At 67.4% G+C, this 13058-nt stretch carries 11 protein-coding genes; 3 read left to right on the plus strand and 8 right to left on the minus strand.

Translation table 11 applies throughout. The features are described 5' to 3' along the window. Positions 1-30: 30 nt before the first annotated feature. Positions 31-1074, minus strand: a complete 1044-nt coding sequence (locus tag OXM58_03460; GenBank protein MDE0147406.1) for a PstS family phosphate ABC transporter substrate-binding protein — start codon at positions 1072-1074, stop codon at positions 31-33. Positions 1075-1282: 208 nt separating this feature from the next. Between OXM58_03460 and aceB the strand changes: the two genes are divergently transcribed. Continuing rightward, entirely contained in the window at positions 1283-2899 is a 1617-nt protein-coding gene (gene aceB / locus OXM58_03465; GenBank protein ID MDE0147407.1) for a malate synthase A, read from the plus strand. A 111-nt stretch (positions 2900-3010) separates the two neighbouring features. Here the strand turns inward: aceB and OXM58_03470 are convergent, their stop codons facing one another. From OXM58_03470 to OXM58_03485, 4 genes are all read right to left on the minus strand, one after another. After that, positions 3011-3880, minus strand: coding sequence for a DMT family transporter (locus tag OXM58_03470; protein MDE0147408.1), 870 nt, complete (start codon positions 3878-3880; stop codon positions 3011-3013). 46 nt (positions 3881-3926) lie between these two features. After that, positions 3927-4658: a 2Fe-2S iron-sulfur cluster-binding protein gene (locus tag OXM58_03475; GenBank protein ID MDE0147409.1), complete on the minus strand. Its 732-nt coding sequence runs from the start codon at positions 4656-4658 to the stop codon at positions 3927-3929. A 9-nt stretch (positions 4659-4667) separates the two neighbouring features. After that, positions 4668-6653 carry an FAD-binding protein gene (locus tag OXM58_03480; GenBank protein MDE0147410.1) on the minus strand — a complete coding sequence of 662 codons (1986 nt, stop codon included), beginning with the start codon at positions 6651-6653 and terminating at the stop codon, positions 4668-4670. A gap of 360 nt (positions 6654-7013) precedes the next feature. Next, complete coding sequence (locus OXM58_03485) at positions 7014-7559, minus strand: NAD(P)H-dependent oxidoreductase (protein ID MDE0147411.1); 546 nt, start codon at positions 7557-7559, stop codon at positions 7014-7016. 237 nt (positions 7560-7796) lie between these two features. Between OXM58_03485 and OXM58_03490 the strand changes: the two genes are divergently transcribed. Both OXM58_03490 and OXM58_03495 read left to right on the plus strand, forming a co-directional pair. Continuing rightward, positions 7797-9494, plus strand: a complete 1698-nt coding sequence (locus tag OXM58_03490) for a thiamine pyrophosphate-binding protein (protein ID MDE0147412.1) — start codon at positions 7797-7799, stop codon at positions 9492-9494. Between the two features lie 76 nt (positions 9495-9570). Next, positions 9571-10218, plus strand: a complete 648-nt coding sequence (locus OXM58_03495) for an isochorismatase family protein (protein ID MDE0147413.1) — start codon at positions 9571-9573, stop codon at positions 10216-10218. Between the two features lie 27 nt (positions 10219-10245). Here OXM58_03495 and OXM58_03500 read toward each other — a convergent pair whose 3' ends face one another. The 3 genes from OXM58_03500 to OXM58_03510 all read right to left on the minus strand — a co-directional run bounded on the left by OXM58_03500 (position 10246) and on the right by OXM58_03510 (position 12905). Further along, positions 10246-11346, minus strand: coding sequence for a hypothetical protein (locus tag OXM58_03500; GenBank protein ID MDE0147414.1), 1101 nt, complete (start codon positions 11344-11346; stop codon positions 10246-10248). A 37-nt stretch (positions 11347-11383) separates the two neighbouring features. Further along, entirely contained in the window at positions 11384-12271 is an 888-nt protein-coding gene (locus OXM58_03505) for an isocitrate lyase/PEP mutase family protein (GenBank protein ID MDE0147415.1), read from the minus strand. Positions 12272-12365: 94 nt separating this feature from the next. After that, positions 12366-12905: a BrnA antitoxin family protein gene (locus tag OXM58_03510; GenBank protein MDE0147416.1), complete on the minus strand. Its 540-nt coding sequence runs from the start codon at positions 12903-12905 to the stop codon at positions 12366-12368. Positions 12906-13058 lie beyond the last annotated feature (153 nt).

The raw sequence follows: 13058 nt of genomic DNA on the forward strand, positions 1-13058 counted from the left end.
CATCGTCAAAAAAATAATGAACCGGGCCTTCTACATCGTCAGGTCGGGCAGGGATTTTCCGGCCGAGATAAAGTCTCTCATTTCGGCCCGCGGCAGCGGGATCAGGCCCTTGCCGATCAGGTAGCCGCGCTTGCCGATCGCCTTCCGGTTCATGAAGGCGCGGACATATTCCTGGATACCCGGAATCTGGCCGACATGGTTCTTCTTGACATAGAAGAACAGCGAGCGGCTGACCGGGTATTTCTGCGCGGAAATGTTCTCGAAGGTCGGCGGGACGCCGTCGACGATCGAACCCTGGACCTTGTCGCCGTTCTGGTCGAGGAAGGAGAAGCCGAAGACGCCCAGCGCGTTCGGATCGGCCTCCAGCTTCTGGACGATCAGATTGTCGTTCTCGCCGGCCTCGACCCAGGCGCCGTCTTCGCGGATGCCGCGGCAGACGCCCTTGTACCGCTTCTTGTCCACCTTCTTCACCGCCTTCAGGCTCTCGAAGGTCCTGCAGCCGCCCTCCATGGCGAGTTCGTTGAAGGCGTCGCGGGTGCCGGAGGTCGGCGGCGGACCGAGAACCCTGATGGCGACATTCGGCAACGCCGGGTTGACGTCCTTCCAGGTCCTGTTCGGGTTCGGCACCAGCTTGCCGCCGTCCCTTTGGCCTTCGGGGACCAGCTTGGCGAGCGCCAGGAAGATGTCGCGGCGGCTCAGTTCGATCCGCCTGGTCTTCTTCGAATTGGCCAGCACGATGCCGTCATAGCCGATCTTGAACTCGGCGACCTTGATGCCGTTCCTCGTGCAGCGGTCGTATTCGCTCTTCTTGATGCGGCGCGACGCGTTGGTGATGTCCGGCGACTTCACGCCCAGGCCGGCGCAGAACAGCTTGAGGCCGCCGCCCGAGCCGGTGGCTTCGACGACCGGCGTCTTGAACTTGCTGCTCTTGCCGAAGCGTTCGGCGACGACGGTCGCGAACGGGTAGACCGTCGACGACCCGACGATGCGGACCTGGTCGCGCGCCGCGGCCTGTCCTGCCGCGCCGGCGAGGGCGAGCGCTCCGACGGTGGCGAGCGTGATTGTCTTTTTCACGGATGTTTCTCCAGATTGAAAGCCGCGCTGCGGACAATCCGGATGCTACCGGCGGCGCGCTGCCGATTTACTACAGTTTTGCGTCAGATTTGTTACGGCGGCCGGTAGCGGCGGCTAAGTGCGCCGAAGCCGCCCTTGACCGGGCCGGCCATATGCCGTTGAACCGCCGCAGATCCGGCAGACCCACGAGATTCGGGAGGCCCCGACCATGACGACTGTAGCGGGGACGACAGCGGCGGGCGTAACCCTGCACGGCGAACTCAAGCCCGGCTATGACGAGATCCTGACTCCGGAAGCCCTGGAGTTTATCGCCGACCTTCAGCGCACCTTCGGCCCGCGCCGGGCGGAGCTTCTGGCGCGCCGGGAGGAGGTGCAGGGCAAGCTGGACGACGGCTGGCTGCCGGACTTCCTGCCGGAGACGAAGCATGTGCGCGACGGCGACTGGACGGTCGCGCCGATCCCGGAGCCGCTGCTCGACCGGCGGGTCGAGATCACCGGCCCGGTCGACCGCAAGATGGTTATCAACGCGCTGAATTCCGGCGCGCGGGTCTTCATGGCGGATTTCGAGGATTCCAACGCGCCGACCTGGGACAACAACATCCAGGGCCATCTCAACGTGCGCGACGCCGTGCGCGGAACGATCGAGTATGACGATCCGGTCAGCGGCAAGCATTACGAGCTGGGCGAGAAGACCGCCGTTCTGATTATCCGGCCGCGCGGCTGGCACCTGCCCGACAACTATATCCGCGTGGACGGCGAGCCGATTTCCGGCAGCCTCGCCGATTTCGGCCTGGTGTTTTTCCACAATGCGAATGCGCAGATCGCCCGCGGCCTCGGCCCGTATTTCTACCTGCCCAAGCTGGAAAACCATCTCGAGGCGCGGCTGTGGAACGACGTGTTCGTCCATGCGCAGGAGAGGCTCGGCCTGCCGGCCGGCACGATCAGGGCAACCGTGCTGATCGAGACGATCATGGCCGTCTTCGAGATGGACGAGATCCTCTACGAACTGAAGGACCACATCGCCGGCCTGAACTGCGGCCGCTGGGACTATATCTTCAGCTACATCAAGCGCTTCCGGAACCGGGCGGATTTCACCCTGCCGGACCGCGCCCAGGTAACGATGACGGTGGGCTTCCTGCGCAGCTATTCGCTGGAGCTGATCCGCACCTGCCACCGGCGCGGCGCCTTCGCCATGGGCGGTATGGCGGCGCAAATTCCGATCAGGAACGATCCCGAAGCCAGCGAGGCCGCCATCGGCATGGTGCGGGCCGACAAGGAGCGCGAGGCCGGCGACGGCCATGACGGCACCTGGGTCGCCCACCCCGGCCTGGTGCCGGTCGCCCTCGAGGTGTTCGACCGGCTGATGCCTGAGAGCAACCAGCTCGCCCGCCAGCGCCAGGACGTGCACACAAGGGCCGCCGACCTGCTCGCCGTGCCCGACGGCACGATCACCGAACAGGGCGTGCGCAACAACATTTCGGTCGGCATCCAGTACACGGAGGCCTGGCTGCGCGGTAACGGCTGCGTGCCGATCAACAACCTGATGGAAGATGCCGCGACGGCGGAGATCTGCCGGTCCCAAATCTGGCAGTGGCGCAGGCACGGCGCGTCGATCACCGGCGGGCCGCCGATCGACGACGATCTGCTTGCCCGCCTGATCGCCGAAGAGGCGGAGCGGATTGCCGGGGCAAGGGGCGAGGACGCCGAAGCGCTCGCCGCCCTCGAAGAGGCGCGCGCCCTGTTCTGGGACATGACGGCGTCCGACGAGTTCCAGGAATTCCTGACCCTGCCCGCCTATCAGCGGATTTCGGCCGACGCGGCGTAGCACTCTGCCGGGTCCCCCCTCCCCTTGGGGAGGGGGATTTGAGCAGCGGTTTAGCCCATTTTCGGCGGATTCCCGAAGCGGCGGAAATTCCGGTTTCCCGCAATATTCCGGTCACCCGCCCCCGGCCTTCGCTTCCCGGCGCATGACGTAGAGGCCGACGACGATCAGCACGGCGGCGCCGGCGATCGTGACCGCGTCGGGGAATTCGCCGAAGAAGATCAGGCCCAGCAAAACAGCCCAGGGGAAGGTTGTGTAAACGAAGGGCTGCAACAGCGAGGCCGGCGCCGCGTTCAGCGCCAGGATCAGCGTGTAGTGGGCCACGGTGCCCAGGATGCCGGCCGCAATCAGCAGCAGCCAGGTCTCCGGGCTCGGCCAGACCCAGTCGATCCAGCCGATGAGGGTCGTGAACGCAAGGCCGGCGAGCACGGTCCACAGGAGCGTCGTATCCTGCCCGTCATAGTGCGCGGTCAGACGGATCAGCACCTGGTAGATCGCCCAGATCAACGCCCCGGCGACCGGCAGCAGGTGATACCAGTCCAGGTCCAGGAAACCGGGGCGGATGATCGCCAGCACCGCGAAGAACCCGACCCCGACGGCGATCCAGCGCCGCCAGCCGACCCGCTCGCCCAGCACCGGGACGGCCAGCGCCGTGACGATCAGCGGAACGGCGGCGGCGACGGCATGAACGTCGGCGACGGGCAGGTAGCGGAAGCTCAGCACGAAGATCGCGATCTCCGCCACCAGCACCATGCTGCGGACGAACTGCAGCCAGGGCTTCCGGCTCTTCAGCTTGGCGGGGACCGTGCGCGGTCCGGCGATCGCGACGACGATCGCGGCGAAGATCACGAAGCGCACCCATAGGATCTGGCTGACCGCCAGGCGCTGGGTCAGTTCCCGGGCGAGCGTATCGACCGCGACGAAGAAGAACATCGACAGGCACATGATCGCGATGCCGCGGACCGGGTTGTCCTGGGCGGTCATCGCGGCGGCTGTCGGGGAGGATTGCCCAGGAGGCGCTCCGACGCGCCTATTCGGCGGCGGACGGCAGCCGGTCGCCGGCGTCGTCGACCAGCGCCTTGACCACCAGGCCCTTCAGATCGATGCCGACGCCGCACTTGCAGCCGGGACAGCCGACGCATTCGTCGAGGCCGAGGTCGATGGCGTTGTCCAGCGCCGCCTCGCGGCCGGCCGCGGTCGTCAAGGGATCGATACGGATCATCTGCAGCTTCAGCAGCGAGAAGGGATTGCCCCAGCGATAACCCTCCGCCGGGTCCGGCAGGTCGGCCGGGTCCATGTCGCCGGGCAGGCCGCCACCGAAGTTGCGCATGTGCATCGGGCAGTTGTTGAGGCAGGCATAGCATTCGATGCACGACGTCAGCTCGTGATAGTCCGCCGGCGCCTCGACGTTCAGGTCGTTGCCCTGGGCGGTCTGCAGGCGCCCGCGCATCTGCCGGGCGATGCCGTCGCGGCGCACCACCAGGTCCGCGACCGCCGGCAGGGTCGCCACCGGGCTGATCCGGTCGCCGTCGCGCGCCCGGGCGCGGCAGGCGATACGTGGCCGGCCGTTGATGTCGATGGTGCAGACCCCGCAATTGCGCGCGCGGCAGCCGTAGCGGAAGGCGAGGTCCGGCATGGTCGTCGCCTGGGCCTGGAGGAGGACGTCGAGCACCATCGGCTTCTCGTCCTCCGAACGGCGGGCATAGTCGAACGCGACGACGGCCTCCTCGCCGTCGCGGACGGTGACGATTTCCACTTTCATGGCCCGCCCCTACGCCCGCGTGCTTTCGCCGATGGCGGCTTCCGTGCCGCCGATCGCCATCTCGGGCGCCTTGACCTCTTCGACCGCGCCCTTGCCCATGATCGCCTGATAGCGCGCCAGCAGCTTCCTGTCCTTCACACCCCTGGGCAGCATGCGCAGCCATCTCAACTGAATCTTCCGCCTGGTCTCCTGGAGTTTGTAGGAGATCAGGCGTTTCACCGGCGTGCGCTCCCGTTCGAGCCGGGCGATCTGCCAGCCGTCGTCGTTGAGGCGGACCACCGTGGAGTAGGGCTTCGAAAAGGCGGAAACGGTCTTCCTGTCGAAGCGCACATGGCCGCCCAGGCTGCCGTCACGCTCCCGCGCCGCCGTGGCGACGGCCCTGGCGCAATCCAGCAGATTGCGCAATTCCTCGAACTCGATGAACGCCTGGTTCCACATGCCGTAGTCCGGGATCGCCACCTCGTCGAGCCTGGCCATCGATTCGGCGATCACCATATCCATCCGGTCCAGCTTCTCCGCCGTCCGCACGGGCCCGATATACTTCCAGGCCTCCTTCTGCAGCTCGAGCTTGAGGGTTGCCGCCGCCACGGTGCCTTTCTGGCCGAAGCGCCGGTTGACCCGGTCGATCAGGGGCTGGAAGGCCTCATCCCCGGTCCGGCCCCCGGTCCGGCCCTTTGCCTGGCGCGCATGGCTTGCCGCGGCAGCGCCGGAACGCCCGCCGAAGACCGCGCCTTCGGTCAGGGATGTCGAACCGAGGCGGTTCGCGCCGAAGACGCCGCCCATGGCGCCCCCGGCAGTAAACAGGCCGGCGATGCCGTATTCCGCGTCGCCGTCGCCCGCGCCGCCGGCCGAGGCGCCGTGCGCGTCGGCCCGGATGCCGCCCATGTGATAGTGGGCGCCCGGGCGCACTTCCCACGGTTCCTCGAACTTCGCCGCCTTCTTGCCCAGCGCCAGGCGCGCGTTGTTGTAGGAACTCGGCAGGCAGGTTTCCCCGAACCGCTGAAAGTAGGGGCCGGAGAGGGGCAGTTCCTTGTTGGCCGTCATATCCAGATAGGCGCCGCCGTTCGGGCTGCCGCGGCCGTCCTCGACCGCGCGCAGGATCGCCGACGCGCACTCGGCGCGGGTCCGGATGAAAACGCTGTCCAGGATGATCTTGCCGTTCTTGTCGCGCAGGACGCCCAGATAGCTGGCCATCACCGGCTCGCCGGCGCACAGGCCCTCGTAGGCCGGCGGAGAGGCGAGGCAGAAGGGCAGGAACTGGATCTGTTCCATATCGACCAGGTCGGCGCCGGCGCGCAGCGCGACGGCGTAACCGTCGCCGGTATTGCCGCGCATGGTGTCGGTGTTCGGGAAATACAGGCTGGAGACGCCGCCGGCGGCGATCACCACCGAGGGCGCGCGCACGGCGAGGAGAACGCCGCGCGCCGCGTGGTAGATCAGGCCGCCGGCGATTTTCTTCTTGGGCCCCGACCCGTTGGACACGTCCTCTGTGACCAGGTCGAGGAACCAGGCGTCTTCGATATAGTCGACGCGGTTGCCCTGGACGATCGCGTTCCAGTTGGCATGGCCGAAGGCGATGCCGCTGTTCTTGTGGCCGACCGAGCGCCGCCGCGTGTGCCCGCCGAACGGCAGGGGCAGGGGCTGCGGGCCGGACCGGTCTTCCTTGATCGGGGGGCGCAGGCCCTGGGTGCGGTAGCGGTCGTAGGCCGATGTGCTGTCGCTGGCGAAGGCGTCGGTGATCGCCCGCACGGGCAGGTCGCCGCCGGCCATCTTGAGGTTTTCCGAGAGCACCTCTTCCGAATCGTCCGCAGCGCCGGAGCCGCGCACCGTCGCGATGCCTTCCGAGATTTTCGTGTCGGACGCGCCGACCGGATCCTTCGAGACCGACAGCACCCGCGCTCCCGCATCCGCCGCCGCCCGGGCGGCCTGGCCGCCGGAGCCGCCGGAGCCGACCACGATCACGTCATAATCCAGCCATTCGATGTCTATCGTCATCGGATATCTCCTGCCCCGATCGCGGCGCCGGCATGGGACGAACTGCGGTCGGTATAGCCCGCGAATACGCATGCGGGCAAATGCACGGGAAAGGGGTAGTGAGTCGGTTTGACTTTCCGCGCAGGACAAAGCCCGGAATTCTCTTCGAATCCCTCCCTTGTTACCCCGGATGGAGCGAAGCGGAAATCCGGGGTCCAGAGTCGCACGGCACGGTCTTGCCTTGCGGTCCTGGGCCCCGGATTAAATCCGGGACGGCAAGGGGTGGGCGTTGGACGGCGGGCCGTTTTCAGGCCGCTGCGTGCGCGATAACGTCAAACTGACTCACCATCGGCAAATGCCGGGGCGGCCCTTCTTGCCGGGTTATCCCACCCGCTCGATCCAGGCCGCCAGCGCCTTCATGTAATCCGTCAGGATTTCCCGGGTCGCTTCGTCGGTCAGCGCGCCGGTCTCGTCGAACTTCGTGTGCGCGGCGCCGACGAAGATTTCCGGCCGGTTCATCACCAGGCCGTCCAGGAAGATGAACGACCGGCGCAGGTCGTATTGCGCCCGTGCAGTGCCCAGACCGCCCATCGCCGCCCCCATGACGCCGATCGGCTTATCCTTGAAGGGCTGGTCCGGCACGCGGGACACCCAGTCGATGGCGTTCTTCAGCACGCCCGAGACGCCGTAGTTGTATTCCGGCGTCGAAATCAGCAGGCCGTCCGCGGCGCGGATCTCTTCTGCCAGCGCGGTCACCGCCGCCGGGATCGCCTTCTGCTTCTCGTCGTCGTTGTAGGGCGGAATTTCGCCGAGGCGGTCGAACGGGGTGACGCCGGCGCCGTCCGGCGCCGCGGTCGCCGCCGCCCGGATCAGGCTGCGGTTGAAGGAGCCGGCGCGCAGGCTGCCGGCGATGCCGAGAAGGTTCATGCAATTCGCTCCGGGGTTTAGCCTTCGGGGTCGAGGCTTCGTCCGCCGTGACCTATCCGGCTTCGGGCGGACCGGCAAGATGACCGGCCATCGCCGGAAGGCATGGGCCTGTTGCGGAATTCGCAACCGGAGCGTTTCCGCCGCTGCCCCCGAAGACGGCAGGGCGGGACGGACTGACGCTTCCGCCGCGCCCGCGAAGGGTGCTAACGGAGGATGCCAACCGACAGCGGAGAGATCATGACCGGCGCAGCAACCGCTCCTTCCGACAATCTCAGGACCGGCGGACAAATCCTGATCGACCAGCTGCGCGTCCACCGCGTCGAGCGCGTGTTCTGCGTGCCCGGCGAGAGCTACCTTGCCGCGCTCGACGCCTTTGTCGACGCGCCGGAAATCCACGTCGTCACGGCGCGCCAGGAGGGCGGCGCGGCGATCATGGCGGAGGCCCACGGCAAGCTGACCGGCACGCCGGGCGTCTGCTTCGTCACCCGCGGACCGGGCGCGACCAACGCCAGCGCCGGCATGCATATCGCGTTCCAGGATTCGACGCCGATGGTCCTGTTCGTCGGCCAGGTCGCCCGCGCCATGGCGGACCGGGAGGCCTTCCAGGAGATCGACTACCGGCGCATGTACGGCCAGCTCGCGAAATGGGTCGGCCAGATCGAGGACCCGGAGCGCATCCCGGAGATGGTCTCCCGCGCCTTCCACACGGCGGTCAACGGCCGGCCGGGCCCGGTCGTCCTCGCCCTGCCGGAAGACATGCTGGTGCAGCGCGCCGGGGTCGGCGACGCGCGCCGGTTCCGGGAGATGCCGCCCGCGCCGCCCCCGGAAGACATGGAACGGCTGCGCGGCCTGCTGTTCAAGGCCGAGCGGCCGATGGCACTGCTCGGCGGCGGCGGCTGGGACCGGCAGGCGGTCGCCGCCTTCGAGGCGTTTGCTCAGGCCTTCGACCTGCCGGTTGCGGTCTCGTTCCGCTGCCAGGCCTATTTCGACAACCGGCTGGGCCAGTATGCCGGCCATGCCGGGGTCGGCGCGGACCCGGCGCTCAACGACCGGCTCGCCGCGGCGGACCTGCTGCTGGTCGCCGGCGCCCGTCTCGGCGAGGTGACGACCGGCGGCTACACCATCGTGCGCCCGCCGGTGCCGGAACAGACGCTCATTCACGTCCATCCCGGCGCCGAGGAACTGGGCCGGGTCTACCAGCCGGCGCTCGGCATCAACGCCGGGATGACGCATTTCGCGGCAGCGGCCGCGGCGCTGGAGCCACCGGAAGCGATCCCCTGGAGCGAATGGCGCAGGGCCGCACACGACGACTACCTCGCCTTCCTCCGGCCGCTTGCAGTGCCCGGCGACGTCCAGATCGGCGAGATCGTCGTCTGGCTGAGCGACCGGCTGCCGGAAGACGCCATCGTCTGCAACGGCGCCGGCAACTACAACACCTGGCTGCACAGGAATTTCGTCTTCAAGGGTTACCGGACGCAGATCGGCGCGACCTCCGGCTCGATGGGCTACGGCACGCCGGCGGCCGTCGCAATCGCTCTGGCCGAACCGGATCGGGTCGTCGTGAACTGGACCGGCGACGGCTGCTTCCTGATGCACGGCCAGGAACTGGCGACGGCGATGCAGTACGGCGCGAAGGTCGTCAACATCGTCGTCAACAACGGCATGCTCGGCAGCATCCGGATCCACCAGGAGCGGGATTATCCGACCCGCGTTTCGGCGACCGCCCTGCGCAACCCCGATTTCGTTGCGCTGGCCGAGGCCTACGGCCTGCACGGCGAGACGGTGCGCACGACCGACGACTTCGCGCCGGCCTTCGAGCGGTGCGCGGCGGCCGGACGGTCCTCCCTGATCGACCTCCAGGTCAGCCCGGACGCCGGCACGACGACCCGCTCGATCAGCGAAATCCGCGACGCCGCCCTGGCACGGCAAGGCTGACGGACGGCCGCCAAAGCTGTATGTATGGATGGCGGGCGAAGGCACTTGCCGCAAAATGAGGGGAAGGACCGCTTCGATGAGCGACGTCGATATCTACAAGACCCAGAATTTCGGCAACAGCAGCGGATGGGGCCGGGCGCCGGCGCTGCTGATCGTCGATTTCGTCAACGGCTTCACCGATCCGGCGCGTTTCGGCGGCGGCAACATCCAGGAGGCGATCGCCAACACGGCGGTTCTGCTCGACGCGTGCCGCAGCTACGGCCTGCCCATCGTGTTCACCCGGGTGATCTACGCCGACGACGGCGCGGACGCCGGCGTGTTCTGCCTCAAGGCGCCGAGCCTCGTGACGCTGACCGAGGACAATCCGGAGAGCCACGTCGTCGATGCGCTAAAGCCGCGCGCCGGCGAACTGATCGCGCGCAAGCAGCAGCCGTCGGCCTTCTTCGGCACCAACCTGCATTCCTGGCTCACCATGCGCGGCGTCGACACGATCATCCAGACCGGCTGCACGACCTCGGGCTGCGTCCGCGCCTCGGTGATCGATGCGCTGAGCTACAACTACCGCAACATCGTCGTGACCGACTGCGTCGGCGACCGCGCCATCGGCCCGCACGAGGCCAACCTGTTCGACATGGGCCAGAAATACGCCGACCTGCTGACCTGCGAGGAGACGCTGGCCGCGCTCGCCGGGCTCATGGGCGTGCGCGCGGAAGCGGCGGAATAAGGCCGACGGCGGCCGCGCTCAGGGCGGCTAACGGGCCACCGGTGCGTAGGACACGCTCAGGCCGAGGAACTTCTGGAGCGGGTCCAGATCGATTTTCCGCCCTTTCATCCGCTCGACGGCTGTGGCGAATCCCTCCGCAAATCCAGCCAGACGGGTCATCGACAGCGGCTGGCCGGGCTTCGCCGCGACGGTCAGCGTCCCCGGCACCATGACGAACCGCCCCGCTTCCCGCAAAGCCTGCGCTGCCAAAATGCCCGAAAAGCGCGCGCCGAATCCGGCCAGAATGCCGGCCGCCATGTCGCGCATCGAGTCGGGGGTCAGCCTGGGACGGTCCGGGTTCTCTTTCGACCGCTGTTCCTCGGCATAGGCCATCGCCCGTTCGACGCCGCCCAGATCGGTCAGCGAAACGGACAGCGCATGAAGACGTAGCCGGGGTACGGCGGCCATCAGAACGGTATCGACAGCGGCGAGCCGCTTTCTTTTCCCGGGGTGCCGTTCCCGCAGGAGCAGTCTTTCCCAGACATCCGGGTCCGACAGTCCGGCGAAATCGATCCCGTCCAGGCGAACCGCCAGACCGAGGGTGGCCACGCCGCGCAGCGCAACCGAAAAATTCCGGAAATCCAGCGAACCGGCCGCCAAGTCCAGCGCGTAGTTCTGCGCGATGTCCAGAACGATGTCGTCCCGGCCGAATATCGACCGGAAAACGCTCCGTTCCCGTTCATTGACCGCGTTTCCGCCGGGACGCACGCCCGTTATCGCCAGATCGGCGAAGCGCGGCAGGTCCGGGTTCCGGTAGTCGAAGCAGCGGACAAGCATCGTCTCCGCCGTCACCGTCAATTTTCCGGCGCGCCCCCGAATCGACAGTCTGTCCACCGGCGCCGGGATTTCGAGTTTCAAATCCCGGATCGTCAGAGCGCGGTTCCCGCCGGCGACAGAGCCGTAGCGGGCCCTGCCGCCGAATTTCCGGAAAGCGGTGAACAGCAAAGCGGCCTTCTGCGCCGGGGTCAGGGCTTCTTGTGCCTGCGCCGCGCCCGAAACAGGGCCGGTGGCCAGTCCGGTGCCGGCGAGTAGTCCGCTGGCCAGGGCCAGGACCGCTGCGCCCGGCCGGCGTCGCGCCGCGGTCAGCATCGCGTTAGTATTCTGTTCTGTCCGGCCACGCGGGGCCTTACACGGCTTCGGCCCACTTCTTCTCGAATTCCCAGACATCCTCGAAGCCCATCAGCCGGCTGAAATCCTGGAAGTCGTAGAGCGGCGCGCCCGTGCCGATGCTCGATCCGGTCTCGCGGATCTGCGCGTAGACCCGGCGCAGCGCCTCGCCCGCCGCCAGGAAGCCCGCCGCCGGATAGATTGCCATCGTGTAGCCGATCGCCCGGTAGTCGGCGATCGGCAGGACCGGCGTGCTGCCGCCCTCGACGACATTCACGAGCAGGGGCTTGCCCCGGAAGGCCGCGCCGATCCGCTGCATCTCCTGTTCGTTCTCAGGCGATTCGATGAACAGGATGTCGGCGCCCGCCTCGGCGAAGGCCGCGCCGCGGCGCAACGCCTCGTCCAGCCCGTACAGGCCGCGCGCGTCGGTCCGCGCGACGATCAGGAAATCCTTCGAGGCCCGCGACGCCGCGGCGACCCTGAGCTTGGCGACCGCATCCTCGAGCGGGATGACCCGGCGGCCCGGCGTGTGGCCGCATTTCTTGGGAAACTCCTGGTCCTCGAGCTGAATCGCCGCGGCGCCGGCCGCCTCGTAGCCGCGCACCGTGCGCTCCACGTTGAGCAGGCCGCCATAGCCGGTGTCGCCGTCGGCGATCAGCGGGGTCCCGGTCACGCCGACGAACTGGCCGACGCGGCCGACCATGTCGGTGTAGGTCGCCAGCCCGGCGTCGGGAATGCCCAGGTGGCTCGCGACGGTGCCGTAGCCGGTCATGTAAAGCGCGTCGAAGCCCATCGCGTCGGCGACGCGCGCCGAGATCATCTCGAACACCCCCGGCATCGACATCCATTCGCGCCTGCGGATCTTCCCGGCCAGCGCCGCATTGGCCGCCTTTCGATCTGCCGTCATCGCCGAACAGCAGCTTTGCGGACGTCCGGGCGGCGCTTTCCGGCAGCCGCGCCGGACCGGCCGTTGCATCTTCCATCAGTCATCGAAGGGCCCTTTATCCGTGATGGTGGCGCACGAAGGCAATGACGCTGCCGTAGGTCTGCTTCACGCGGGTTTGCACCTTCGGCATCATATCCCGGCCGCGCTCGGGCCAGTCGTGCGCTTCGAACAGTTTGGTGAAGTTTCCGTATTTCTCTCTTGCCGTCTCGGCGATCGCCTTGGAGTCCCAACCGGGCGTCCGGTATTGCCTTGCGGTTGCCCCGACGCCGCGCGACGACGCCGGTTGCCCGGCGGGAAGTGCGAGGCGGCTGTTCATATACATCCGCAAAGCCGCATTGATACGGGTCTGATACCCCGGCCCGCCGGCTTTGAAGAATTCGAGAATATCCGTGTCCAGCCGGACCGAGATGGCCCGTTTCCGGCACGGCATGACAACCCTGGCCCGGGCCTCGTCGAATTCGCCTTCATCGAGGTCGGCCGCAGGCTCGAAGCCCGCGGCCTGCTGTTTGCGAAGGCGGTCCCAGTCGGTCCGGTTCTCACCCCGCCGAAGGAGGGCTTCGTTCAGGGACATGCGCTCGATATTGTTCTCGTTCATTTCGTTTCGCCGGTCTTGCAGAGATGATTCGGCGTCTGCCGTTTCTGCGGGTGTAGACGAGGGTTACAAGGATGTCCGCGCATCGCCCGACAGCTTTCCACCTGTCTTCGTTCGACCTGACCGATGGCGTCTCCACGACCGCTTCGTCAAATA

It is taken from the genome of Rhodospirillaceae bacterium, assembly GCA_028819475.1.
Taxonomy (GTDB): domain Bacteria; phylum Pseudomonadota; class Alphaproteobacteria; order Bin65; family Bin65; genus Bin65.

Bases quoted from the DNA above. Each gene is read 5' to 3' on its own strand.
- OXM58_03480 (MDE0147410.1), bottom strand. From the start codon at position 6,653: ATGACGATAGACATCGAATGGCTGGATTATGACGTGATCGTGGTCGGC.
- OXM58_03510 (MDE0147416.1), bottom strand. From the start codon at position 12,905: ATGAACGAGAACAATATCGAGCGCATGTCCCTGAACGAAGCCCTCCTT.
- OXM58_03470 (MDE0147408.1), bottom strand. From the start codon at position 3,880: ATGACCGCCCAGGACAACCCGGTCCGCGGCATCGCGATCATGTGCCTG.
- OXM58_03485 (MDE0147411.1), bottom strand. From the start codon at position 7,559: ATGAACCTTCTCGGCATCGCCGGCAGCCTGCGCGCCGGCTCCTTCAAC.
- OXM58_03495 (MDE0147413.1), top strand. From the start codon at position 9,571: ATGAGCGACGTCGATATCTACAAGACCCAGAATTTCGGCAACAGCAGC.
- OXM58_03475 (MDE0147409.1), bottom strand. From the start codon at position 4,658: ATGAAAGTGGAAATCGTCACCGTCCGCGACGGCGAGGAGGCCGTCGTC.
- OXM58_03500 (MDE0147414.1), bottom strand. From the start codon at position 11,346: ATGCTGACCGCGGCGCGACGCCGGCCGGGCGCAGCGGTCCTGGCCCTG.
- OXM58_03490 (MDE0147412.1), top strand. From the start codon at position 7,797: ATGACCGGCGCAGCAACCGCTCCTTCCGACAATCTCAGGACCGGCGGA.
- aceB (MDE0147407.1), top strand. From the start codon at position 1,283: ATGACGACTGTAGCGGGGACGACAGCGGCGGGCGTAACCCTGCACGGC.
- OXM58_03505 (MDE0147415.1), bottom strand. From the start codon at position 12,271: ATGACGGCAGATCGAAAGGCGGCCAATGCGGCGCTGGCCGGGAAGATC.